The sequence below is a fragment of the Paenirhizobium cremeum genome (genome assembly GCF_047553425.1).
Taxonomy (GTDB): Bacteria; Pseudomonadota; Alphaproteobacteria; order Rhizobiales; family Rhizobiaceae; genus Allorhizobium; species Allorhizobium cremeum.
Window position 1 is genome coordinate 1,793,258 of record NZ_CP180217.1, and the last position, 24,091, is coordinate 1,817,348.

Annotated in this window: 22 protein-coding genes; 5 read left to right on the forward strand and 17 right to left on the reverse strand. The window is 63.2% G+C overall.

From position 1 onward, the window contains the following. Positions 1 to 2 precede the first annotated feature (2 nt). Entirely contained in the window at positions 3 to 1,352 is a 1,350-nt protein-coding gene (gene hemN / locus ACLBKR_RS09020) for an oxygen-independent coproporphyrinogen III oxidase (protein WP_414901473.1), read from the reverse strand. A gap of 198 nt (positions 1,353 to 1,550) precedes the next feature. Here hemN and ACLBKR_RS09025 point away from each other — a divergent pair, with 198 nt between their 5' ends. Next, positions 1,551 to 2,276 (forward strand): Crp/Fnr family transcriptional regulator, encoded by a 726-nt coding sequence (locus tag ACLBKR_RS09025; protein ID WP_113340260.1) that lies wholly within the window; start codon positions 1,551 to 1,553, stop codon positions 2,274 to 2,276. Between the two features lie 54 nt (positions 2,277 to 2,330). Here ACLBKR_RS09025 and ACLBKR_RS09030 read toward each other — a convergent pair whose 3' ends face one another. The 5 genes from ACLBKR_RS09030 to cobA form a co-directional block, all read right to left on the reverse strand. Further along, positions 2,331 to 2,762: a L,D-transpeptidase gene (locus ACLBKR_RS09030; RefSeq protein WP_414901476.1), complete on the reverse strand. Its 432-nt coding sequence runs from the start codon at positions 2,760 to 2,762 to the stop codon at positions 2,331 to 2,333. Positions 2,763 to 2,889: 127 nt separating this feature from the next. Further along, positions 2,890 to 3,870 carry an adenosylcobinamide-phosphate synthase CbiB gene (gene cbiB / locus ACLBKR_RS09035; RefSeq protein ID WP_414901478.1) on the reverse strand — a complete coding sequence of 327 codons (981 nt, stop codon included), beginning with the start codon at positions 3,868 to 3,870 and terminating at the stop codon, positions 2,890 to 2,892. Next, positions 3,870 to 4,871, reverse strand: a complete 1,002-nt coding sequence (gene cobD / locus ACLBKR_RS09040; RefSeq protein WP_113443355.1) for a threonine-phosphate decarboxylase CobD — start codon at positions 4,869 to 4,871, stop codon at positions 3,870 to 3,872. Before cobD ends, cbiB begins: the two co-directional genes overlap by 1 nt. Continuing rightward, entirely contained in the window at positions 4,868 to 6,172 is a 1,305-nt protein-coding gene (locus tag ACLBKR_RS09045; protein WP_113443356.1) for a cobyrinate a,c-diamide synthase, read from the reverse strand. Before ACLBKR_RS09045 ends, cobD begins: the two co-directional genes overlap by 4 nt. Beyond that, positions 6,169 to 7,011 (reverse strand): uroporphyrinogen-III C-methyltransferase, encoded by an 843-nt coding sequence (gene cobA / locus ACLBKR_RS09050; protein ID WP_113443357.1) that lies wholly within the window; start codon positions 7,009 to 7,011, stop codon positions 6,169 to 6,171. Before cobA ends, ACLBKR_RS09045 begins: the two co-directional genes overlap by 4 nt. 92 nt (positions 7,012 to 7,103) lie before the next feature. Here cobA and ACLBKR_RS09055 point away from each other — a divergent pair, with 92 nt between their 5' ends. Both ACLBKR_RS09055 and ACLBKR_RS09060 read left to right on the forward strand, forming a co-directional pair. Next, positions 7,104 to 8,234, forward strand: coding sequence for a cobalt-precorrin-5B (C(1))-methyltransferase (locus ACLBKR_RS09055; RefSeq protein WP_414901481.1), 1,131 nt, complete (start codon positions 7,104 to 7,106; stop codon positions 8,232 to 8,234). Between the two features lies 1 nt (position 8,235). Continuing rightward, positions 8,236 to 8,907: a cobalt-precorrin-6A reductase gene (locus ACLBKR_RS09060; protein ID WP_414901483.1), complete on the forward strand. Its 672-nt coding sequence runs from the start codon at positions 8,236 to 8,238 to the stop codon at positions 8,905 to 8,907. Positions 8,908 to 9,009: 102 nt separating this feature from the next. On the opposite strand, the gene ACLBKR_RS09065 is transcribed toward ACLBKR_RS09060, so the two are convergent. The 9 genes from ACLBKR_RS09065 to ACLBKR_RS09105 all read right to left on the reverse strand — a co-directional run bounded on the left by ACLBKR_RS09065 (position 9,010) and on the right by ACLBKR_RS09105 (position 17,820). Next, positions 9,010 to 9,972, reverse strand: a complete 963-nt coding sequence (locus ACLBKR_RS09065; RefSeq protein ID WP_414901485.1) for a nucleoside hydrolase — start codon at positions 9,970 to 9,972, stop codon at positions 9,010 to 9,012. 187 nt (positions 9,973 to 10,159) lie between these two features. Continuing rightward, positions 10,160 to 10,615: a GFA family protein gene (locus ACLBKR_RS09070; protein ID WP_414901487.1), complete on the reverse strand. Its 456-nt coding sequence runs from the start codon at positions 10,613 to 10,615 to the stop codon at positions 10,160 to 10,162. Positions 10,616 to 10,629: 14 nt separating this feature from the next. Beyond that, positions 10,630 to 11,100, reverse strand: coding sequence for a hypothetical protein (locus ACLBKR_RS09075; RefSeq protein WP_414901489.1), 471 nt, complete (start codon positions 11,098 to 11,100; stop codon positions 10,630 to 10,632). Positions 11,101 to 11,149: 49 nt separating this feature from the next. Then, the gene (cobM, locus tag ACLBKR_RS09080; protein ID WP_414901491.1) at positions 11,150 to 11,932 is read right to left on the reverse strand and encodes a precorrin-4 C(11)-methyltransferase; all 783 of its coding nucleotides are present in this window, start codon (positions 11,930 to 11,932) and stop codon (positions 11,150 to 11,152) included. A 60-nt stretch (positions 11,933 to 11,992) separates the two neighbouring features. Next, positions 11,993 to 13,819, reverse strand: a complete 1,827-nt coding sequence (cobJ, locus tag ACLBKR_RS09085) for a precorrin-3B C(17)-methyltransferase (protein WP_414901493.1) — start codon at positions 13,817 to 13,819, stop codon at positions 11,993 to 11,995. A gap of 4 nt (positions 13,820 to 13,823) precedes the next feature. Next, positions 13,824 to 14,552 (reverse strand): precorrin-2 C(20)-methyltransferase, encoded by a 729-nt coding sequence (cobI, locus tag ACLBKR_RS09090; protein WP_113443361.1) that lies wholly within the window; start codon positions 14,550 to 14,552, stop codon positions 13,824 to 13,826. Beyond that, entirely contained in the window at positions 14,549 to 15,793 is a 1,245-nt protein-coding gene (gene cbiE, locus ACLBKR_RS09095) for a precorrin-6y C5,15-methyltransferase (decarboxylating) subunit CbiE (RefSeq protein WP_113437645.1), read from the reverse strand. Before cbiE ends, cobI begins: the two co-directional genes overlap by 4 nt. Then, positions 15,786 to 16,430 (reverse strand): precorrin-8X methylmutase, encoded by a 645-nt coding sequence (locus ACLBKR_RS09100; RefSeq protein ID WP_113450862.1) that lies wholly within the window; start codon positions 16,428 to 16,430, stop codon positions 15,786 to 15,788. The genes cbiE and ACLBKR_RS09100 overlap by 8 nt, the downstream gene beginning before the upstream one ends. A gap of 28 nt (positions 16,431 to 16,458) precedes the next feature. Then, on the reverse strand, positions 16,459 to 17,820 hold the full coding sequence (locus tag ACLBKR_RS09105; protein WP_414901496.1) for a sirohydrochlorin chelatase: 1,362 nt from the start codon (positions 17,818 to 17,820) through the stop codon (positions 16,459 to 16,461). Between the two features lie 321 nt (positions 17,821 to 18,141). Here ACLBKR_RS09105 and ACLBKR_RS09110 point away from each other — a divergent pair, with 321 nt between their 5' ends. Beyond that, on the forward strand, positions 18,142 to 18,927 hold the full coding sequence (locus tag ACLBKR_RS09110) for a TSUP family transporter (protein ID WP_113448519.1): 786 nt from the start codon (positions 18,142 to 18,144) through the stop codon (positions 18,925 to 18,927). 94 nt (positions 18,928 to 19,021) lie between these two features. Further along, positions 19,022 to 19,621 (forward strand): methyltransferase family protein, encoded by a 600-nt coding sequence (locus tag ACLBKR_RS09115; protein WP_113448518.1) that lies wholly within the window; start codon positions 19,022 to 19,024, stop codon positions 19,619 to 19,621. 18 nt (positions 19,622 to 19,639) lie between these two features. Here ACLBKR_RS09115 and cobO read toward each other — a convergent pair whose 3' ends face one another. Next, entirely contained in the window at positions 19,640 to 20,272 is a 633-nt protein-coding gene (gene cobO, locus ACLBKR_RS09120; RefSeq protein ID WP_112831940.1) for a cob(I)yrinic acid a,c-diamide adenosyltransferase, read from the reverse strand. After that, positions 20,269 to 24,090, reverse strand: coding sequence for a cobaltochelatase subunit CobN (cobN, locus tag ACLBKR_RS09125; RefSeq protein ID WP_414901499.1), 3,822 nt, complete (start codon positions 24,088 to 24,090; stop codon positions 20,269 to 20,271). The genes cobO and cobN overlap by 4 nt, the downstream gene beginning before the upstream one ends. Position 24,091 lies beyond the last annotated feature (1 nt).

A 24,091-nucleotide genomic window follows, 5' to 3' on the forward strand; every position in this document is an offset into this window, starting at 1 on the left:
ACTCAAACAGCGATGGAGTGGCGGCCCTTGCCGTTGGCGAGATAGCTGTCGAACACCGCCGCAACGCTGCGGGCAAAGGGCTTCCCCGCCTCCGTGAGTCGGAAATCGTCGCCGGCGATCTCGCAGATACCGTCGCTGTTGCCGGCGCAGAACGCCCGCGCCTCGGCGATCACCGCTTCGCCGGTCCGGGGAAAGAGCGCCCTGACGGTATCGAACGAGAAACCGAAGCGGCACATGATCTGCTCGATCACGTGGGCGCGCAGCCGGTCGTCCTCGCTGAGTTCGATCCCGCGCACCACGGCGAGCCCGTCCGCATCGGCCAGCCGCTCGTATTCTCCCGTCGCCGGCATGTTCTGCACATAGCCCTGCGGGAGCTGTCCGATCGAGGATGCGCCAAGCCCGATCAGGGCCTCCGCCGCGTCGTCGGTATAGCCCTGAAAGTTGCGGTGGAGCTTTCCGGCGCGCGCTGCGACCGCGAGCCTGTCGTCGGGCCGGGCGAAGTGGTCGATGCCGATCGGCTCGTAACCGGCCTCGATCAGCATGTCCGCCGCCCTCGTCATCTGCCGGAAACGCTCCTCGACATCCGGTAACGCATCTTCGGGAATCATCGTCTGGTGCTTCTTCATCCACGGCACATGCGCATAGCCGAACAGCGCGATCCGGTCCGGGGAAAGCGAAATGATGTCGCCCACCGTCGTTTCGAGCGTCCCGATCGTCTGATAGGGCAGTCCGTAGAGAATATCGCAATTGACGGAATGAACGCCCCTCGCCCTGACGGCATCGACCACCGATTTCGTCTGCTCGAAGGTCTGGATACGGTTGATGGTCTTTTGCACCTTGGGATTGAAATCCTGCACGCCGAGGCTGGCGCGCGTCATGCCGATGGCGGCGAGCGCATCGTAGCGGGGCTCATCGAGGTCGTTCGGGTCCATCTCGACGCTGATTTCGACATTGTCACCGAAGGCAAAGGCATCGCGCAGAGCCTTCATGAGGTCGACCATATCCTCGGGCGCGACCATGGTCGGCGAGCCCCCGCCGAAATGGACCGCCGAAACCTTGGCTTCGCGGCTGACGAGGCCGCCGACCCTGGCGATCTCGCGCTTCAGCGACGCAAGATAGGTCGCGATCGGCTCGTATTTCAGGGTATGCTTGGTGTGACAGGCACAGAACCAGCACAACCGGTCGCAATAGGGAATATGGAGATATAGCGACAGATCCTGCCCTGACCCGAGTTCGCCAAGCCACTGCGCATATTTGCCGCAGTCGATACTTTCGTTGAAATGGGGCGCCGTGGGATAGCTCGTATAGCGGGGAACAGCGCCGGAATACTTGGCCAGAAGGGAAGTTTGCATGAATTTATCCGCATTTTGGACAGGATCGGGACCCTTCCCTGATACGCTCGGTCGCAGTCCCTGCCTTTGACTTCGATCAATTTGCTGGTAGATTAACGACAAGAGTTCAACTAGAACTCGCTGGCCTTCGGGCAGGCTGCTGCGTGGTGAACCTGCGCCGACGGCCGGGGTTTTGGCGCAGCACAGGATCTGCTGGAAATGGACGTACTTAAAAGAACGACAGGCGAATGCGAGGCCCCCATGGTCTGCCGAGCCTGCGAAGCACGTCACGGAGGGGTCTGTGCCGCCTTGAGCACCGCGCAGCTTTCCGAACTCAACAAGCACTCAACCCGGCGCAAAATTGAGGCGGGCGAGGAAGTTATCGGCCAGGGCGAGCGTGTCTCGAGCTACAGCAACATCCTGAACGGCGTGGTCAAGCTGTCGAAGATGATGGCAGACGGCCGTCAGCAGATCGTCGGCCTGCAATTCGCCCCCGATTTCCTCGGTCGTCCCTTCCTCGGCGAAAGCACCATCACCGCGGAAGCTGCGACCGACACGGAAATCTGCACCTTCCCGCGTCCCTTGATCGACCGCATGGTCGGCGAAGCGCCAGATCTCGAACGCAAGCTGCACGTGCAGTCGCTGAAGGAGCTGGACGAGGCGCGCGACTGGATGCTGACCCTCGGCCGCAAGACCGCCCAGGAGAAGGTCGCGAGCTTCCTCTATCTGATCGCCACCCACATCGATCCCGAAAGCGGCAACGCATCGACCTTCGACCTGCCGCTGTCGCGCGCCGACATCGCCGACTTCCTGGGCCTTACCATCGAGACGGTCAGCCGCCAGATGACCAAGCTGCGCAAGGACGGCATCATCGTCATCGAGAACAATCGTCATGTGGTCGTTCCCGATCTCAATCGCCTGCGCTATGCAGCCGGCAACGACTGATCGCAGCCGGCCTTCGACCATCAAACGATTCAAGTAATGGCGCGCTGCCCGGCCTTACCGGGTAATGACGATGCGCGTATTGCTGAGGCCATTCGCCGTCGCCATCGAGAAGAAGCGCGCCGCATTGTCCGGATGCAGGCGTATGCAGCCGTGGGACGCCGGCGAGCCGAGCCGCTTCAGGTCGTAGGTGGCGTGAACCGCATACCCGCCCTTGAAGAAGATCGCGAACGGCATCGGCGCATTGTCGTATTTGCGCGAACGATGATTCTTCGACGCCCATTTGGCGCTGTAGCTGCCGACCGGCGTGACATAGCCCTTGCGCGCCGTGGAGACCTTCCAGCGATATTTCACGAAACCGTTCTGCGAAACGGTCATTGTTTGCGTCGAAATATTGATTCTCGCCGTGAGCATGCCGGCTTCCGCCAGAACCGGAGCGAATTGCAGGGAAAGAAAGGCCGAAGCCGCGATAAGCATTTTACGCATCATGTCCCCCGTCGATTTCCTGTTTCCCAGGATTTTTACAGGGAGAGACACTAATGGAAGGCTTGTTATATCCGGTTAAGCTGAAGAGCTAAGAGAAGATTAAGCGGAACGGGTCTCACAGCACTTCGATCTACAGTGTGGCGATAAGGGCCAGCAGCGCGGTAAGACCGATAAGGACGTGGCAGGCGGCATAGAAAACCTTCACGCCATCCTCAATGTCCGCCGCCGTCGCCACCGCGCGGCCCGCGCCGTTTATCATCGGTTCGCTGACCCTCTCACCGCCATAGATGCGCGGCCCGGTCAACTGGATATCGAGCGCGCCGGCCATGGCTGCTTCAGGCCAACCGGAATTCGGCGAGCGGTGCAGCCCGGCATCCCTGAGCGCAACGGAGAGCGAGCGCCTGGCGGCAGTGACGCCTCTGACGAAAAGCGTCGCAAACGCAATGGCAAAGGCTGACAGCCGCGCCGCCGGCCAGTTGGCGAGATCGTCGAGCCGGGCCGAAGCCCAGCCGAAGTCGCGGTATTTCTCGTTCTTATGGCCGATCATCGAATCGGCGGTGTTCAGCATCTTGTAGGCAAGGATTCCCGGCAGACCGAGGACGGCATACCAGAAGGCCGGCGCCACGACGCCATCGGCAAAATTCTCGGCAAGGCTTTCGATGGCCGCGCGGCAGATCGCCGGCGCGTCGAGTGTCGCGGGATCGCGTCCGACGATCAGCGAGACGGCCCGTCGCCCGCCTTCGAGACCATTGACCCTCAAGCCCAGGGCGACAGCGCCAACGTGATCGGCAAGGCTCTTTTGCGCCAAGAGCACGGCGACCATCAAAACTTCGAGAACGAAGCCCAGCCGACCGAAGGCCGCAAAAAGCCCCTCCAGAATCCCGCCGGCGAAAAGCGACAGGCAAAGCAAAGCCACAATCGTGATGATGCCGTTTCGCCGCCGGATCGGATCAGGTGTCCCGGAACGGTTGAAGTTCCGATCGCAAAAGGCAATCGCCTTGCCGAACACCACGACGGGATGTGGCACGCGCGCCCAGAGCCGTGGTGGGTCACCGACGACACGGTCAATGAGAAGGGCAAGCGCAAGCGCGGCAAGCATGGAAGCGTGCATCATCGCCTCCACGCCTTCAATGCCTGCGCCAGACGCCTGTCGGCATCCTCGTCAGGCGCAAGTCCGATCCGCAGCCATGTCGGCGCATAATCGAAGGCGCGGGTCAGGATGTGCGCTTGGCAAAGATGTTCGTGAAGTGCCGCCGCCTTCTCTTCCTCCACGAGCGCAAAGAGATCGGTGCCTCCGCTGACGCGCAGACCCGCATCGGCAAGCACGGCACCGAGCGCCGCCCGCCGCATGACAATCCGCTCCCGGATGCCGTCCGTCCCGCCGGAAAGCAGTGAGGCGGCCACAGAAAGCGCCGGCCCGGAAACGGCCCATGGCCCAAGCCGGCTCTCCATCCCCTCGAGGATTTCAGGCGCGGCAACCACGAAACCGAGACGAATGCCGGCCATGCCGAAAAACTTGCCGAAAGAGCGGAAGACGATGAGGTTCGGGTGGTCCATCACCTTGCCGGCGACGCTGACCTCCGGCAGGCAGTCGCCGAACGCCTCATCGACCACCAGCAGTCCGCCGACGTTAGACAGGTGCTCCGCGACCGCCAGCAGTTCCTCAGGCTGAAAGATCCTGCCCGTCGGATTGTTCGGATTGACCGCCACGACAAGACCATGCCGACCGTCCACGTCATCGAGACCGGCGATCCGCTCGACCGGCCGCCCTTCTGCCTCGAAAACACGACCGTATTCGCCATAGGTGGGTGACAGGATGGCGACCGGCCTTTCGCTGGCAAAGAGGCGCGGCAGCATCTGAATTGCCGACTGCGTACCCGGCACAGGCAAAGGCAGGACGTCCCCCGTCCGGTAGAAGACTTGGGCAGCCCGCCGCGCATCGCGTTCAAGGTGGCGATCCGGCAGACGATGCCAGGCGCGAAGCGCCACTTCCGGCAAGGCGGGCGGGCATGGGTTAAGGCCGGTGGAAAGATCCAGCCAGTCTTCCGTCCGGCCACCGAAACGCGCCGCAGCAGCCGTGATGCCACCGCCATGAATGACAGGTCCGCTCATGCCACGGCGCTCGCAAGATCGATCAGATGCATATAGGAGCCGGCGACATTTCCGCGCTGCAGCCCCACCTGCCCCAGATCGGCGCCCAGCGCATCCTCGACGGCAAACAGGCGATCGGCCTCCCCCTCGGACACGATGGAAGCGTAGTGAAATTCATGCGCCGACATCGGAGCCGTGAAGAAATCCGTCAACGGGACCAGCGACCGGTAACCCAGATGGCGCTTGCGCTCGGCATAACTCGTGACGACAGGAAGGAGGCCAAGCATCTCGTGGCTTGCACCATTGCCATCAACCAGGGCCTCACCGAGTGTCATGTAGCCGCCGCACTCGCCATAGATCTTCACCCCGCGAGCCTCAGCGGCCCGCATGCCGGTCCGGAAGGCGGACGCCGAGGAAAGCGTGCCCGCATGCAGTTCCGGATAACCGCCCGGCAGATAGATCGCATCGGCCTCGACGGGCGGGGCTTCGTCGGCAAGGGGCGAGAAGAACGAAATCTCCGCGCCGCGCCGGCGCCAGCCGAGCAGCATATGCTCGTAGCAGAAGGCAAAGGCGACATCGCGCGCGACGGCGATCTTCTGGCCAAGCGGCGGAAGGCGATCGATATTGGCCTCCGAGGGGCGGGCGGGAATGTGGCGCGCGCTGCGCATGATCGCATCGAGATCGCACCCAGCCTCGACGGTCGTGGCCGCCCTGTCGATGAAGGCTTCCAATTCCCCATGTTCGCCGGCCTGCACGAGGCCGAGATGCCGCTCGGGCAGATGAAGCGAGGCATCGGAGCGGACGACGCCCATCACAGGCATGCGGATACCGCCAAGCGCCTCGCGCAGCATCGTCTCGTGCCGGTCGCTGCCGACCCGGTTGAGGATCACCCCGACGACGCGGGTATCGATGCGGAAATTGGCGAATCCGCTCACCAGCGCCGCAATCGAATGGGATGCCTTGGCGCAATCGACCACGAGGACGATGGACAGCCCGAGGATCGACGCCAGATCCGCCGCCGAACCGCGACCGTCGGCTGCGCCGTCGAACAGGCCCATCATGGCCTCGATCACCAGATCCTTGCCCCCAAAACGGTGGATGGCGGCATTGGCGAGCAGCAATTCGCTGCGCATGCCCCAGGGATCGAAATTGAGACAGACCTCGCCGCTTGCCGCGGCATGAAACGCCGGATCGATGTAGTCGGGGCCCGCCTTGCCTGGGGCGATCGCATAGCCGTTCCGTTTCAGCGCCCGGAGCAGCCCGAGCGTCACCGTCGTCTTGCCCGCGCCGGAAGACGGCGCTGCGATCAGAAGCCCGCTCATGCGCTGTCCTTCCGGTGGCGGTCGGCAAACGGATCGGTAAGCAACGCGCGCCCGGACAAAGCGCCGAGCCAGTCGAGCGAAGGCCGAAGGCGCACCACCTCACCGACCACGACAATGGCTGGCGGCTCGAGACCGGAGGCGGCGACATCTTCGACCGCACGCCCGAGCGTCGTCTCCAGCACTTTCTGCGAGGGCGTGGCCGCATCGCAGACAAAGGCGACCGGCTCATCGGGCGAGCGCCCGGCGGCCATCAGGTTAGCGCTGATCGCGGCGATGTGTTTCATCGCCATGTACATGACGATGACGGGCGAGCCTCGGCCGATCGCCTCCCAGTCGATCCGGTCCGGGACGACGCCGGAGGAATCATGCCCGGTCAGGAAGGTGACGGCATGATTGATTTCGCGATGCGTGACGGGAATACCGGCATAGGCAAGGCCGCCGATGCCTGCCGTAATGCCGGGCACGATGCGGAACGGCACGCCATGCTCGATCAGTGTCAACGCCTCCTCGCCGCCACGGCCGAAGACGAAGGGGTCGCCGCCCTTGAGACGAAGAACCTTGCGGCCCTCTCTGGCAAGCTCCACCAACCGCAGCGAAATGTCGCGCTGTTTTGCGGAAGGCTTGCCGCCGCGCTTGCCTGCATATTCGAGTTCAGCGCCGGGACGCGCGAGCTTCAGGCAATCCTCGTTGACCAGCGCGTCATGAACGATCACATCCGCTTCGCTGAGAGCCTTTGCCGCAAGCAGCGTCAGCAGACCGGGATCGCCCGGTCCCGCGCCCGCCAGCCAGACATGGCCGGGCATCATCGAAGGCAGGTCGGAAAAGGGATCGAAACTCATGGCCTTGCTCTATGCTTCGCATGACGAAATTGCAATCGGAGAAGCCGTTCGCAAAGCTTTCGGTCGAGCCCGCGAGCGCCTATAACGAACCCATGACCGAACCCGCAGACCCCGCACCGAATGTTCCCCCGGAAGGTCGTGCCGAGCGCCCAGAAGGTTCCTTGCGCACCGGCTGGACGACGGGAGCCTGCGCCACGGCCGCGACCAAGGCGGCTTTGACGGCGCTGATAACCGGCGAATTCCCCGATCCCGTCACGATCCGCCTGCCGCGCGGCGAGGAGCCGGCCTTCGTGCTCGCCTTTGAAACCCTTGGCGAGGGTTACGCAATGGCCGGCATCGTCAAGGATGCCGGAGACGATCCGGATGTCACTCATGGTGCAACGGTAATCGCCTCCGTGCGCCCCTTGCCGCCCGGAAGCGGTATCCGCTTTGCTGCCGGCGACGGAGTTGGCACGGTAACCCGTCCCGGCCTGCCGATCGCGGTCGGGGAGGCCGCGATCAATCCGGTTCCGCGTTCGATGATGTCGGCGGAGGTCACCGCGCTCTGTTCACAATACGGGCTTCCGGGTGACGTCGAGATCACCGTTTCCATCCCAGGCGGAGACGAGATCGCCCGCCAGACCTGGAACCCCCGCCTCGGCATTGTCGGCGGCCTCTCCATTCTCGGCACCACCGGCGTCGTCCATCCATTCTCCTGCGCCGCCTGGATTCATTCGATCCACCGCGGAATCGACGTCGCCCGCGCCGAAGGCATCACTCATGTTCTCGGTGCCACCGGCTCCACATCGGAAAAGACCGCCCAGCAGCTGCACGGACTGCCTGATGGTGCCCTGCTCGACATGGGGGATTTCGCCGGCGGTCTCCTGAAATATCTGCGCGCCCATCCCGTTCCGCGCCTCACCATCGCCGGCGGTTTCGCCAAGATGGCGAAGCTTGCCCAAGGCGCGCTCGATCTCCATTCCTCACGCAGTCAGATCGACAATAACTTCTTTCTTTCAATGTCTTGCACTGAAAATCTCGACAAGTCTCTCAGAAACCGGATTCAAGCCGCCAATACAGCTCTGGAAGTATTTGAGATAACGAAAGAAAATGGGATCGATCTGGCGAACCCCATCGCCGACGCCGCACGTCGGACCGCCATGGCAACGCTCCGTGGGGCACCGGTCGAGGTCGATATCGTCGTCACCGATCGACAAGGCGGTATCATTGGCCGGGCACCCTGACATGGTCGAGAGAGTCCTGATTCTGGGAGGCACGGCGGAAGCCGCCGATCTCGCGACCAAGCTGGTTGCGGAGGGAAAGGTGGATGTCCTGACGTCACTCGCCGGCCGCACGGCAAACCCCGCCCCGATTGCCGGCACTGTCCGCATCGGGGGCTTCGGCGGGGCTGAGGGGCTTGCAAGTTTTCTCGCGCAAAACCGCATCGACCGGGTGATCGACGCCACCCATCCCTTCGCAACCCGCATTTCGGAAAACGCCCGCATCGCCTGTCGAGCCGTCGGCATCCCACTGGAACGCCTCGACCGGCCATCCTGGACACGCAGCGAGCATGACGACTGGACCGAAGTGGAGACGCTGGAGCAGGCGGCCGCTGCCCTGCCGTCCACCGCCCGCGCCTTCCTCGCGCTCGGCCGTCAGCACCTGGTCGCTTTCAAAGGGCGCGACGACTGCCACTTCGTCATCCGCATGGTCGATCCTCCGCCGGAGCCGATGGCCTTTCGGAGTTTCGATCTGATCCTCGGCAAACCCTCGAGCGACCCGCAGGCCGAGGCGGATCTTCTCAGCCGGCACGGCATCACCCACCTCGTCTGCCGCAACTCCGGTGGGAACGCCGGTTATGGCAAGATCCTGGCGGCGCGGCAGCTCGGCCTTCCGGTCATCATTCTGAAACGCTGATCCTGCCTCGCAACATCCGCCGCCGCGCAAACGCGGCGACAAGACGTCATCGATCCGCACGGCAGAGGACCGGGAGCAAGGGCAGCGGGCCGGAGAGCCTTCTCAGTCTTCCTTCACGCTGACGATCGCGTCATGGATGACCTTCAGAACCGCTCCGGAATCGATATCGACGCAGACCTTCTGGCTCGGCAGATTGTCCCAGTCGCTTGGACCGAAACCGCGCGTATCCGGCTTCTGGATCGTCGCACCGTCGGCAATGCCGCCACAGACGACGCGCACGGAACCCGATCGGGTCGTGAAGAGCTCCGGTGCCACCACATAGACGCAGGCGCAGCTGTCATGCACCACCATGCCATCGGGCACGCGGCTCTCGTAGAACTTGATGTAGAACTGCGAGAGATCGAACAGCAGCCGGGCGCGGCTGGAGCCTGCCGCATCGCGGATGTCGGCAAGCTGCTGACGGGTCATCACCGTCTTCGTCGTCACGTCGAGACCGACAATGACCACCGGCCAGCTTGCGGTGAACACCATGTCGGCGGCTTCCGGATCGCCATGGATATTGGCCTCGGCAGCGGGCGTCACATTGCCGTTGATATCGAAGGCCCCGCCCATGACGACGACTTCCTTGACCAGAGAAACGATCTCGGGATCTTCCTTCAAGGCGTTGGCAAGATTGGTCATCCGGCCAACCGCCACCAGCGTCACCTCACCCGGATTGGCCCGGATGGTGTCCACGATAAAGCGATGGGCCGGCCGCGGATCGACCGGAAGGTCTATACTCTCGGGCACGCCGATATTGCCGAGACCGTCATCGCCATGGATGTACTTCGGCGGCTCGTGGGAAACGCGATGCGGGATGAAGGTCTCGCCGGCACCGCGCGCCACAGGTGCATCGATCTTCCACTCGCGCTTGAGGAACAACGCATTGCGCGTTGTCGTCTCGATGGTCGCGTTACCGAAGACCGTGGTCACACCAAGAAGATCGATCTCCTGATGATGATGAAGGAAGAGCAGCGCCATGGCGTCATCGACGCCCGGATCTGTATCGAAAATGACCTTGTGCATGAAATCCGCCGAATTGCGTTTTGGAAGGAATGCGAAGCCGTTGTCTTAGAGCAATTCCAGCAAAAGTGTGAAGCGGTTTTGCGTCAGGAATTGCGCCGAAACAAAGAGATAGAGCAGAATCCGACCGGAGTGAAACGAGGATCGACAAGATTATGCTCGAAGATTTGCCGATGTCGCGCCAACCGGCTCAGTTGCCCGATTGGGCGAATTCGGCCATCAGGCCGGGAAAGTCCTCCATCGGCGGAAATTTCGGGTAGCTGTGCCGCGCCGGCGTTTCAGCCCAGGGCAGCTTCTCGCTGGTGTAGCTTTCGATGAAAGGACGGAAACCGCCGAAATCATCGAGAAGTGCTGAACGTATGTTGACGAAGGGTCCCATGCCATCGAAACGCGTGAACATCCAGCTCATGCAATGGGGGCAGAAGAAATGCCGCAGATCTCCGTGCAGCCCGCCGATCTCCGGCTCGAGGCCGGAAACCTCGAACGCTTCCAGCGGATAGAGCGAACTCAGTGAAAACGCGCTCGACGTCATCTTCTGGCACCCCGTGCAGTGGCAGGCCATCGTCATCATCGGCCTGCCCTTCACTTTGAGCATCACCTGCCCGCAACGGCAACTGCCCTCCGTAACACCGTCCTTTTCCGACATGGCGTTCCTCCCTTTCAACAATGACGATTGGCCAGTTCTCGTACCCGGTCGGCAGCCCGGGTATGATCCCGGCGCCTGATGAAATCGACGGCGCGCGGTCGGGGATCGTGGAGATACTGGTCAGGCCCCAGCATCTTGCGCGCGTTCAACTGTTCGGTGTCGAGCGCGTCGAAATCGACATCTTCGATAACGCTGCTCCAGCCGGGGCTGTGCGCAGACCAGCCCTTGCGGTGATGCGCCAGAAGGCGGTCGCGCAACGAATAGCCGTGAAAATCGAAAGCGATGAGGCCGTTTGTCACATACATGTGCCCGCCGGCGAAGCCTTCCACGGGAATGATGCGCTCGGCATGAAAGCCCTGAAGCGGCGGATTCTGAAGATAAACGCCCGCAAGGATATGGCATGCGCCATAGCCGAAAAAGATGCGGTCAGGCAGTGCCCACCGCCTCACCGGGTCCTTCTTGATTCCGCGCTTGAGGATGTACATGCGGGAAGGCTACAGCTTTGACCGCCGCGGTCAACGGCGACCAGACCGGTTACTTTGCAGCCTTCTTTTTCTTCTTGCCGACATTCCTCAGCACGTGGCTGAAATCGGAATTGTAAAGGTCGCTGTCGCGGAATTCGACATGGCCGAACACCCTGCCGATCATGATGAGGGCCGTGCGCGTGATTTTCGCCTTGCGCACCTCCTCCGCCATGTCCTTCAGCGTTGTGCGGATGAAAAGCTCGTCCGGCCAGGTCGAGCGATAGGCCACGACAACGGGGCAATCCTCGCCGTAATAGGGCGCAAGCGTATCGCGGACATGGGCGAGATTGCGGATGGAGAGATGAATGGCAAGTGTCGCCCGCGACTTGCCGAGGATCTCCAGCGTCTCGAATTCCGGCATTGAGGATGCCTTCATTTCGGTCCGCGTGATGATGATCGTCTGAGCGATCTCGGGCAGCGTCAGCTCCGTCTTGAGCCGTGCGGCGGTCGCGGCAAAGGCAGGAACGCCCGGCACGACGTCATAGGGAATGCCGAGCGCATCGAGCCTGCGCATCTGTTCGGCGATGGCCCCGTAGATCGACGGATCGCCGGAATGCACCCGCGCCACATCCTCGCCACGCGCATGCGCGGCTTCGATCTCGGCGATGATCTCGTCGAGATGCATCGGCGCCGTGTCCTTGACGATCGCTCCCTCCGGAGCGGCCCTGACGGTTTCCTCCGGCACCAGCGAACCGGCATAGAGACACACCGGGCACCGCTCGATGAGCCTCAGCCCCCGCACGGTAATGAGATCAGGTGCACCGGGACCGGCGCCGATGAAATAGACGGTCATGCTGTCATCCTTGTCAGTATTCGAGGTCTGTCCCGCGGCAGACGAATGAAGATTCGGACCTCACTCGGCCGCGCCCTTCATCCCCGTATCCGATTTTCCGGAATAGCCGCGCGGCGTGTAGACCCAGGTCTTGCCGTCGCCCGTGGTCACCGTGCGGCTCTCCGACGAGCCCACCACCACGACGGTCAGCATGTCGACGTCATCGACATTGAGTTCGCCGAGCGGAACCGTGCGGACATGTTCGCCGGGCCGGCCGAGATTGGTGGCAAGGATCACCGGCGTGTCGGCCGGGCGGTATTCCAGCAGTCTGTCGCGCGCCCAGGCGAGCTGCGTGCGGCGCTTCATCGACACCGGATTGTAGAAGGCGATGACGAAATCGCCCTCACCGGCAGCCTTCACGCGCCGCTGGATATGCTCCCAGGGCGTCAGCAGGTCAGAGAGCGAGATGGTGCAGAAATCGTGGCCGAGAGGCGCGCCGATGCGGGCCGCCGCCGCCTGCAGCGCGGAAATCCCGGGCGAGACCTGCACGTCGATCCGGCTCGCGGCATCCGTAATCCCGCCCTTGTCGAAAAGTTCGAACACCAGCGTCGCCATGGCATAGATGCCCGCGTCGCCGGAGCAGACCAGCGCCACCGTCTTGCCCTCGCCGGCAAGCTCCATGGCATGCACGACGCGCGCCTCCTCCTTGCCGAGATCGAAATCGTGTCGGGCCTTTCCACAGGCAAGCGGTCCGAGCAGGTCGAGATAAAGCGAATAGCCGACAAGATCTGTCGAGGCGGCGACCATGGCCGAGACCTCAGGCGAGCGCCACTGGTCAGCACCGGGGCCGATGCCGACCACATAGAGCGTGCCACGCGCCCGTCCTACAGCATCGGCTTCCACGATACCGGTGGAACGGGCAATAGCGGCGGTCGCCCCCTTCGATTTGATCTTGGCCAGAATGAGTTCGCTATCTGCACCGGCCGCTGCCAGCGCCGCACCTTCGGCGACACCATGGCACCCGACCTCGGCGAAAACGATATCCGATGGGTTCTTCAGCCTCGGAGCCTCTTCCTCCAGCCTTGCAGCGCTGAAGAACCGCGCCGGTACACCGAAATGCGCAGCAACCGCATGGATCGCGCGTTCGTCGGCCTTGAGATCGATCGAGGCTACCGCTGCGAGGCTCTGGCGGGCGAGGCCGCTTTCCTCAAGCGCCTGTTCGGCGAGCGCGATTGCCTCCTCCGTCGAGGCATTCCGTTCGCAGCCCATGCCGAGCACCAGGGTTTCAGGATGATAGACGAGTTCAAGCGAGCTTGCCGTCTTCGGCTCGTCGGTGACCGTCAACGTCACCTTGCCGTCTTCAGCGAAAGGAATCCGCGAGGAGGAAAGCCACGACGCATTGCCCTGCAGCTTTGCGGAAGCGCCGGCAACCAGCTCCGCCATCACCGCCTTGGCGTTTTCCGGATTGGCAAGCACATAGCCGGCCGGCGGCTCATCGAGGGCAAGACCGAATTTCAGGTCGCCCGCCGTGGTGATCGCCGCGCGGCAGTTGAGGCCGTCAGCGATCCGCCGCGCCAGATCATTGCCGCCATGATGACCGCCGAGCAGCGGCACGACCGAGGCGCCGTCCTGCGAAACAGCGACGACCGGCGGCTCTGCATGCTTGTCGGCAAGCAGCGGCGCGAGGATGCGTACCAGCGCGCCGCAGGCCATGACGGCGACGACCGGCCGACCGGCGGCAAACAGCGCCGCGATGTGGGTCTTCGTGTCGTCGAACGGGACGTCGGCACCGGTGGTTCGGGCTTCGGCCCCATGCAGCTCACCGCCGATGGCGAGCGCGATCTTGCGTCCGATATCATGGCCGGCCTGCGACAGGATGACGACGGCGGGTTTCTGGGCAATGGTCATGGGATCATTCCGTTGCAGCGGCGGTCCGGGCATTCCAGCCCTCCCCGCCCTTGTATATGAGGATCATCGAGAAATAGGGAGCGGTGATCTCGGTGACATCGGCGAGCGGCAACACGCGCTGCTCGGCAAGGCTGACGCGTTCGACATAGCCGGCGCACGACGTCAGCCCCATCGCCTCGATCAGCGCGCGGATGCGGGCGAAATGCCGCCCAACCTTGATGATGGCGACAGCACCCGCCGCTTCGATCCGCGCCTGCATGATATCGTCGTCGAGCGGCCCCGGCACGATGCTGAGCACATCGTTTCGCGCCGCAAGCGGTCGACCGAGTGCCGCAGCAGCAGCCATCATCGACGAAACCCCCGGCACGATCTCGGTCTCGTAGCGGCCGGACAGCCGTTCGAACAAATACATGAAGGAGCCGTAGAAGAAGGGGTCGCCCTCGCACAGCACCGCCACGTCGGAACCGGCGTCGAGATGGCGCGCCAGCGTCTCCGCCGCCCCGTCGTAAACCTCCTGCGCCGGGAAACGCTCGACCCGCATCGGCACGATGATGGGCACTTCCAGCTGATGCGCGCCGATATAGGGCGCAGCAATCTGCCGGGCAAAACTCGGACCGGTATCCGGCGCGGGATACGCAATGACCGGCGCGCCCGTCAGAATGCGGTGCGCCTTCAGCGTAATGAGTTCCGGATCGCCGGGCCCGAGCCCGAGGCCATAGAGTTTACCGGTCATGCCGCCTCTCCCTTCGTCACCGACCAGATCGTTACCGGCATCAGCGACTTCCATCCGCAATAACGCCCGACGGGAGCTGCGCGCGAGACCTGCAGACGAACGAGTTCGCCGCCATGGATACCGCGAAGCTCGGCAAGCCTCGCCTCGCCTTCGATGGTCACGGCGTTGGCGACAAGCCGCCCACCCGCAGGCAAGGCCTCCCAGCAGGCCTCGAACAGGCCTTCATGGGTAATGCCGCCGCCGATGAAAACGGCATCGGGCGCGTCAAGGCCGGCGAGCCCCTCCGGCGCCCTCGCCTCGACGATATCGAGATCCGGCAGGCCGAGTGCGTCGGCATTCTCGCGGATCATCGCCACCCTTTCAGGTTTTTCCTCGATGGCGATGGCGCGGGCGCCGAGCCCGATCCGCATCCATTCGAGCGCGATCGAACCGCAGCCCGCGCCCACATCCCACAGCAATCCATGCGGAAAGGGTTGCAGGATGGAGAGCGTCACCGCTCGTATCTCCCGCTTGGTCAGTTGCCCGTCATGGCGGAAGGTATCGTCTGGAAGGCCTGCCACAGGCGAGACCAGAGGCGAATCCGAAACGCAGTCGATCGCCAGCGTGTTGAACTCCGCGATTTCAGGCTGCGTCCCCAGAAGATCCGCAGCGGTCATGGCGAAGATCCGCTCGCGGTCACCGCCCATATGCTCCAGAACGGTCAGAACGGAATTGCCAAAGCCGCGCTCCACCATCAGCGCCGCTGCACCCAGCACCGTTTCCGCCCCGGCGGTGAGCGCCAGGATACGGTGCCGGGGCATCAGGTGCCGGTTGAGGGAGGCAAGCGGACGGCCATGCAGTGAAATCGTCGCCACCGACTGCAGCGGCCAGCCGAGCCGGGCGGCGGCAAGCGAAAAGGCCGAAGGCGACGGCAGCACATAGATTTCGCTCGCGCGCACATAACGCCTAAGCGTCGCGCCGATACCGAAATGCATGGGATCGCCGGTGGCGAGAATGGTGACGGGCGAACCGCGCAGCTTCAAAATCTCGCGCAAGGTCTCGCGAAAACCGCCGCTCCAGTTGAGGATGCGCTTGAGTGCGGGCAAGGCGCCGCCGTCGATCACGGCATCGAGCCGCTCGCCGAGTACCAGTGTTTCCGTCTGCCAGATGATCGATTGCGCCTCCGGCGTCAGGCTTTCAAGGCCGTTGTCTCCGACGCCGATGATGGTCAGCCACGGTTCAGTCATTGGCGTTTCAGTCATTGGCGCCGAGCCCTCCCGCAAGCGCGTTGACGGCGGCGGACGCCATGGCCGAACCGCCCCGCCGCCCGCGAACCGCAATGAACGGCACGCCGCGGCTGTCCTCGACCAGTGCCTCCTTGCTCTCCGCTGCGCCGACGAACCCGACCGGAAGGCCGAGAATCAACGCCGGTTTCGGCGCCCCCTGGTCGATGAGTTCCAGAAGCCGGAAAAGCGCTGTCGGCGCATTGCCGATGGCGACCACCGCCCCGGCAAGCCTGTCGCCCCAGAGGTCGACCTGCGCGGCGGAACGCGTATTGCCGATTTCAGTCGCCTTCGGCCTCACCCGCTCATCGTTCAAAAGGCAGATGACCTCGTTCTCCGCCGGAAGCAGCCGCCGGATAATACCGTGGCGAACCATTTCTACGTCGCAGAAAACCGGCGCACCGGCAGCCAGTGCCGCAGCCCCCGCCTCGAACGCCCCATCCGAGAACGCGATATCGCCGGCAAGGTCCGTCATGCCGCAGGCATGGATCAGCCGGATCGCCAGCGTCTCCATCCCACCGGAAAAGCGCGATAAATCCGCTTCCCGGCGAATCGTCTCGAAGGACTGCCGATAGATCTCCGTGGGATCGCGGATGTAGTCGAATGAGACGCTCAGCGGACACCCCTGTCTGGATTGGAAGCCATCACTTCTTCTTCATAGAATTCGGCCCGAGCGGATGGTCCGCATGCGGGTAAGGCGCATGGTGATGATGGTGGTGCCCGTGATCGTGCGAATGACCATCGTCATGATCGTGCCGGTGGCCATGATCCGCATGGTCGTGATGGCCATGGTGTTCATGGTGTTGATGGTGTTGATGGTGGTCATGGTCGTGATGATGGTGATGCCCGCAGCCGCAATTCGGGCCATGTTCGTGAACCGCGGGCTTTCCGCTCGATGGCGCATTCATCACCGCCTCCAGCCCCACATCGGGTGCGGCATTCAGGAGGTGGCCGTATTTTCCGCCGAGCGTGGTCGAGGCGCCATAGTCGAAGGCGGGCTCCAGATCGTTCGGCTCCGCATGGCTGTGCACCGGTGTCCACGGCAGCCCGTGCTCTCTGCAGAATTCCGGATCGCGGCAAGATGCATCGCAATCGCCGCCGCACGGACAGTCTTCGAGACCGCCGCCGATGCCCTCGACGTGATGGTGATGGCTTTCCTGCGGCTGGCCGAGATCCGCCTCGAAGCCGAGAACCTGCTCCCGGTACTTGCACATCTGGCAGTTCATCAGGGCGGCGCCCTCGAGGATTTCCCCGACGCGATCCTGGAAGGCGTCCAGCACGAGCGGATGGTCGTTGAGATAGCTCGCCTTGACGAACTGGATGTCCGGATACCGCTCGGCAACAACGTCGGTATAGCTGTAGATGCGCTTCACCAACACGCCGGTGAACAGGAAATAAGGGAAGACGATGATGCGCTTGTAGCCGAGCCGGGCGGCATGTTCGAGGCCCGGCTCGACCAGCGGGAAGGTCACGCCGGAATAGCAGGTTTCGCCCCAGCCGAAGCCCATTCCCTCCCAGAGCATGCGCATAACCTTGGTCGCGTTGGAATTGGCGTCCGGATCGGACGAGCCGCGCCCCACCACCATCAGCAGCGTTTCGTGCTTGTCGATGAAGCCAAGCGTTTTGTTCGCCTCGTCGACGGCCTCCTGGATGCGGTCCCCGGCGGCGCGGATCATCTTGAGGTCAATGCCGAGTTCGCGCCCGTAGGTGATGACCATGCCGGGATTCTGCGCCTGATAGGTGTTGAGCACCGAGGGAATGTCGTTCTTGGCGTGTCCGGCGGCAAACAGCATGCCCGGAACGGCCAGAACCCGCGTCACGCCTTCAGCCCGCAGCTTGTCGAGGCCGGCTGAGATCACCGGATTGCAGAACTCCAGATAGCCGTATTCAACCGGCATGTCGGGATTGCGTTCGCGCAAGGCTTCCGCGATCACCGCGAATTCGCGCGCTGCGTTCTGGTTGCGGCTACCGTGTCCGCAAACCATGATTCCAAGCTTTTCCGTCATGAGACAAGGCCTCTCTGCTTCGTTGTCGTTCATGTACGAAGCGCCGGAACCGCGCGTTGCGGTTCTCTGGCCTTGGGGACAGCTCCGGAATTGGCCCCCTGATTGGGTCAGCCGCACCGGACTATTTCCAGCCTGTCGAACAGGCGCCGTCGCACATGAGACAGAGCTTTATCGAAGGCGACATGACCGGTCAAACCCGTTTGCGCCGGATTGTGTGGAGGATGCGCCGAAGAGCCCGGCATTCGCCCCGCGACATGTTGCCCCGACCGGCGGTTTGGTGCATGACGGGACGTCCCGCCGCAGCCGCACTACAGGATCATCGTGGTCGATCTCGCACTCCAGAGCCTGGCGCTTCTCTTCGTTGCCGCCTTCATCGCCGGTTTCATCGATTCGATTGCAGGCGGCGGCGGCCTGATTACCATTCCCGCCATGCTGATTGCCGGCATTCCGCCGCTCGAAACGCTCGGAACCAACAAGCTGCAGTCGATGTTCGGCGCCGGTTCCGCGACGATCGCCTATGCCCGGCGCGGCCATGTCGACCTGAAAGCACAATTGCCGATGGCGGTCATGGCGGTGTTTGGCGGTGCAATCGGCGCCGTCATCGCGACCGTCGTTCCCGCGGACGTCCTGAGGGCAGCCATGCCGTTCCTGCTGGTTGCCATCGCGCTTTACTTCGCGCTGAAGCCCAACCTTCATGACGAGGACCGCCACCAGCGCATCACGCCCTTCGTCTTCGGGCTGACCTTCGTACCGCTGATCGGCTTGTATGACGGCGTTTTCGGTCCCGGAACCGGCTCCTTCTTCATGCTCGCCTTCGTCTCGCTTGCGGGCTTCGGCGTGCTCAAGGCAACCGCCCACACCAAGCTTTTGAACCTCGGCTCGAACGTCGGGGCCTTCCTCGTTTTCGTGGCCAGCGGCGTGGTGCTCTGGAAGGTCGGCCTGCTGATGGGTCTTGGCCAGTTCCTCGGCGCACAGGCCGGATCGCGGCTCGCCATGCGGATCGGGGCACGACTCATCAAGCCGCTCCTGATCGTCACCTGCATTGCGCTCGCCACGAAACTCCTCGCCGACCCCGGCAATCCGGTAAGGGTGTGGATCGGGTACTGACACGCCAGCGGGTTTCGCCGCAACAAAGCGCTTGAACCTCTAGTGACTGCAGACTTTAGGATAACGGCACAATCCGATCCGGAGTCCCCAACGCATGTCCCTGCCAGAGCTTCTTTTCCCGGCTACCGCCATTATCGTGGTCATGGCAACGCTCGTGTCCGCGCTCCAGTTCCACCGACTGACCGGTCGCTCACCGGTGGTGTTGAAGTCGAGCGACGACGCTCTCGGCTTCTCGACCCGCCTGTTCCGCATCCTGATCGTCGCCATCCTTGCGGAGGTCACCCTCATCAGCCTCTGGCAGGAGCAGCATGACCGGATACTGGGACGCGTCCCCGTTCTGGACGGCCCGGTATTTCAGATCGCCGGTATCGTCCTGTGGACCCTTGGCGGGGCTCTCATCATGCTGGCGCAGTGGCAGATGGGCCGTTCCTGGAGGATCGGGATAGACAGCAGCGAGACCCCGCGCCTTGTCAACACCGGCCTTTTCGCAGCCTCACGCAACCCGATCTATCTCGGAATGGTCACGGGCCTTTCCGGCCTTGCTCTCGTCTCGCCGGAAGCGCTGTCCTTCGCCATCCTCGTCGCCACCTGGGTATCGTTGTCCTATCAGATCCGCATGGAGGAGGCTTTCCTCGAACAATCGATCGGTCAACCCTATCTGGATTACCGCAAGCGGGTGCGCAGGTGGCTTTGAAGGCTTAGCTCAGGTTCATCAGAATTCCACGCCGATCTGCGCCTTGATACCCGAGCGGAAGGGATGCTTGACCAGTTCCATCTCGGTCACGAGATCGGCGATTTCGACCAGTTCGTCCTTGGCGTTGCGACCTGTCAGCACGACATGGGTCATCTCCGGCTTCTCCGTCTTCAGGAACTCCACAACATCGGCGATATCGATGTAATCGTAGCGGATGGCGATATTGATCTCGTCCAGCAGCACCATGGAATAGGATGGGTCGCGGATCAGTTCCTTCGCCTTTTCCCAGGCGGCCTTCGCCATGGCGATGTCGCGCGCCTTGTCCTGCGTCTCCCAGGTGAAGCCCTCGCCCATGGTGTGGAATGCGCAGAGATCGCTGAAATGTTTGAGGATCAGGTCCCGCTCGCCGGTCGACATCGCCCCCTTGATGAACTGTACCACCGCACATTTCTTTCCATGCGCGATGTGGCGGAAAATCATGCCGAAGGCGGCCGACGACTTGCCCTTGCCCTTGCCGGTATGGACGATGACGAGGCCCTTTTCGCCCGTCTTGGTGGCCATGATCTTCTCACGCGCCGCCTTCTTCTTCGCCATCTTCTCGGCGTGGCGAAGAAGATCGGCGGGCGACGAGCCTTCAAGTTCCTCGGTCATGGTTCCTGTACTCCATTCATCGTTTCGGCTCCGCTACCGGAGAGCCGGGAAAGATCGAACATCGCCGAATTGCTCTTCGGCGTCCACAACCTGCGATCGATCGCCTCGATCAATCGTTCGGCCAGTTCCTTGAGCGCCGGGGCATTCTTCTCGGCCATGAAATCGCGGACCCGCTCATCCACGATAAAGGCCTGATAGACCGCCTCGAAATGGTGGTCGCGCACGGCACCCGTCGTCGCGGCGAAGGCGAACATGTAATCGACCGTCGCGGTAATCTCGAAGGCGCCCTTGTAGCCATGCCGCATCACCCCCTCGATCCATTTCGGATTGACGACACGGGCGCGCACGACACGGCCGATCTCTTCCTCGAGGCTGCGGATCACCGGCTTTTCCGGTCGCGAATGGTCGTTGTGATAAACGGTCGGGCGATGGCCCGCGACATGCTCGATGGCCGCCGTCATGCCGCCCTCGAACTGGTAGTAGTCGTCGCTGTCCAGAAGGTCGTGTTCGCGGTTGTCCTGGTTCTGCACCACCGCCTGCACCCGGCGAAGCCGTTCCTCGAACAGGCCGCGCTCGGCCTTTCCCTCGACATCGGCGCCGTAGGCGTAACCGCCCCAGACGAGATAGGCTTCGGCCAGATCGCCCCGCCGCTCCCAGCCCTTCTCGTCGATCAGCGCCTGCAGGCCGGCACCGTACGCGCCCGGTTTCGAGCCGAACACCCGATAGCCAGCGCGGCGGGCAGCCGCCTTCTCGTCCAGCCCCTCTGCAAGGAGCTGTTCCGTCTCGGCCTTCACCCGCGCCGCAATCGGATTGTCGCCTTCATCCTCTTCGAGCGAGGCGACCGCCCGGACGGCCTTGTCGAACAGCGCGATCTGCTCGGGAAAGGCATCGCGGAAAAAGCCGGAAATACGGAGCGTCACGTCGACGCGCGGACGGCCGAGAATCGCCGGCGGAATGATCTCGTAGCCTGTGACCCGTCGCGAGGCCATGTCCCAAATCGGTTTTACGCCGATCAGGGCGAGCGCCTGCGCGATATCGTCTCCGCCGGTGCGCATGTTGGAGGTGCCCCAGGCCGTCAGTCCGAACGACAAAGGCCATTCGCCATGGTCCTGCACGTAACGCGCAATCAGCAGTTCCGCCGACTTCTTGCCAAGCTCATAGGCCGCAGGGGTCGGAACCGCGCGGCTGTCGACCGAATATAAATTGCGTCCCGTCGGCAGAACGTCGGGCCGGCCGCGCGTCGGCGCACCCGAGGGACCGGGTGGCACGAAACCTCCGGCAAGCCCGGTCAACAGTCCCTCGATCTCGGCCCTGCCCGATTTGACCACGGCAGGTCTCAGCCGTGTTTGAATTTCCTCGAGCACCGCGCGCGTCTGCCACCAATCGGATGGGCATTCGACCTCGCCCGCCACCAGCTTCGCCGCCAGCAGTTCGATGCGCTCGACCGTGTCGCCCCTGGTCCGCCATGGCTGCTCGGTGAGATCGGCCAGAATGTCCGGCCTTGCCCCGGTCCATGGATCGGACATCACGCAATCGAGGGGGTCGAAGGATAGCTCGCCATCCCCCGCAATCGCCCGCTGCAAGCTCTGGTCACCACCCTCGCCCAGCCCGCGCGGCACCCGCGCCAGCGCCACGGTCAGGTCAGTAAGCAACCGCCCCTCCGGCGCAAGGCCGAAGATGTGCAGCCCGTCGCGGATCTGCATTTCCTTGAGGTCGCAGAGATAGGCGTCGAGCTTTTCGAGCGCGGCCTCCTCGGCCTCGCCCTTCGCAATGCCGGCGTCCTGGTCCAGCCCGATATCGGCGACAAGATCGAGGATCTGCTTCTTCAGGAGCTTCAACCGCCGCGGATCTCCGCCCGAGGCCTCGTAATACTCATCGACCAGCGCTTCCAGATCCTTGAGCGGCCCGTAACTCTCCGCCCGCGTCAGCGGCGGCGTCAGATGGTCGATGATGACGGCCGATGTCCGTCGCTTCGCCTGCGTTCCCTCGCCGGGATCGTTGACGATGAACGGATAGAGATGCGGCAAGGCCCCGAACACCGCCTCCGGATAGCAGTTTTCCGAAAGCGCCAGCGCCTTGCCCGGTAGCCATTCGAGATTGCCATGCTTGCCCATGTGGACAACGGCATGGGCGTCGAAGGCTCCGCGCAGATAGGCATAGAAGGCGAGATAGCCGTGCGGCGGCACAAGGTCAGGAGAATGGTAGGTTTCCTTCGGATCGATATTGTAGCCGCGCGCCGGCTGGATACCGACGAGCACGTTGCCAAAGCGCGACAGCGGCAGCGCAAAACGCCCGTCGAGAAAGAAAGGATCGGCCTCCGGCCCACCCCAACGCGCCGTTACCTCGTTCCGAACCTTTACTGGAAGACTTTCAAAGAAACCTATGTAATTATTCAGTGATATGACTTCGCGGATTTGCCGTCCGTCGTTTGCCGCATTGGTCGGCCCCGCCATCAGATGCGCCATCAGCGCGTCGCCATCATGGGGCAAATCGCCCACCGCATATCCGGCCGCATTCATCGCCTTGAGCACTTCCATGGTGCCGGCGGGTGTGTCGAGCCCGACCCCGTTGCCGAGCCTTCCGTCGCGGTTCGGATAGTTCGCCATCACGATCGCCACCCGCCGATCTGCGGCTGCGGTGTTGCGCAGCCGCGCCCAGTTGGCGGCCAGCTTCGCGACGAAGGCAGCACGACCGGCATTCGGCTCATGGGTGACGATATTGGTCTCGACCCGCGCATCGAAGCGCGCCGCCGCCTTGAACGAGACCGCCCGCGTCATCACCCGGCCATCGACCTCCGGCAGCGCCACGCTCATGGCAAGATCGCGCGCCGAAAGCCCCTGCGACGATTGCTCCCACGCCTCGCGCGACGAGCTGGAAAACAGCGTCTGCAGCACCACCGCGCCGGTCTCGTCCAGCACGGTGGAGGCACGCTCGCTGCCCGGAGCAGAGACCGCAAAGCCTGTGGCGTTCAATACGACATCGGGCGAAGCCTCGGCAAAGATACGCCTGAGCGTCTCGACCGAAACCGCATCCTTGAGGCTGGAGACGAACACCGGCAAGGCCGTCAGCCCCTCGGCGCGCAACGCATCGATCATCGCCTCGACCGGCCGTGTCTCGCCGCTCTGCACGAGGGCGCGGTAGAAACAAATGGCGGCAATCGGCTTGGCCACGCGCCCGGCTGCAGTACCCCCCTCTGGCCTGCCGGCAGACATCCCACCCGAGAAAGCGTCAGCTCCGACGGCCTCCCGCCATTCCTCGACCCCGATCACACCTCTGCCCGGCCACCAGATCCCGGCCTTCAGCAAAGGCGCAGCCGGCTGCGGTCTCTCGCAAAAGCCGATGAGCGACATGGCGTAATCGACAAAGGCGGACGCATTCGTCGCGCCCCCCTCCACCAGATAGGACCAGAGCGCGTCGAGATCCTCCGCCTTGACAGTCGAGAAGGCGGAAAGCCCCTCATCCGGCTTGTCATCGCCAGGGAGGACGGCAATGACCGCTCCCGACCGACGGACGCAGGCATTGAGCGCCTCCAGCGCGTAGTGAAAATAGCTCGCGCCGCCGAGCGCCCGGATGACGATCAGCTTCGCATGCCGCGCGGTCCGCTCGACATAGGTATCGACCGACATCGGATGCTTGAGCTGCATCAGGCTGGCCAGCCGCACGCTCGGACCGCCCGTCCGCCCCGCAACAGCGGTCGCAATCGCGGCAAGCTCGGTATCGGCGGCGGAAAGGAAGAGGATATCGCCCGGCGTCTGGCCGAGGTCTATCGCCTCCTCGCCATCGCTGATCGAACCTTTCTGGGCTAGCAGCAGGTGCATC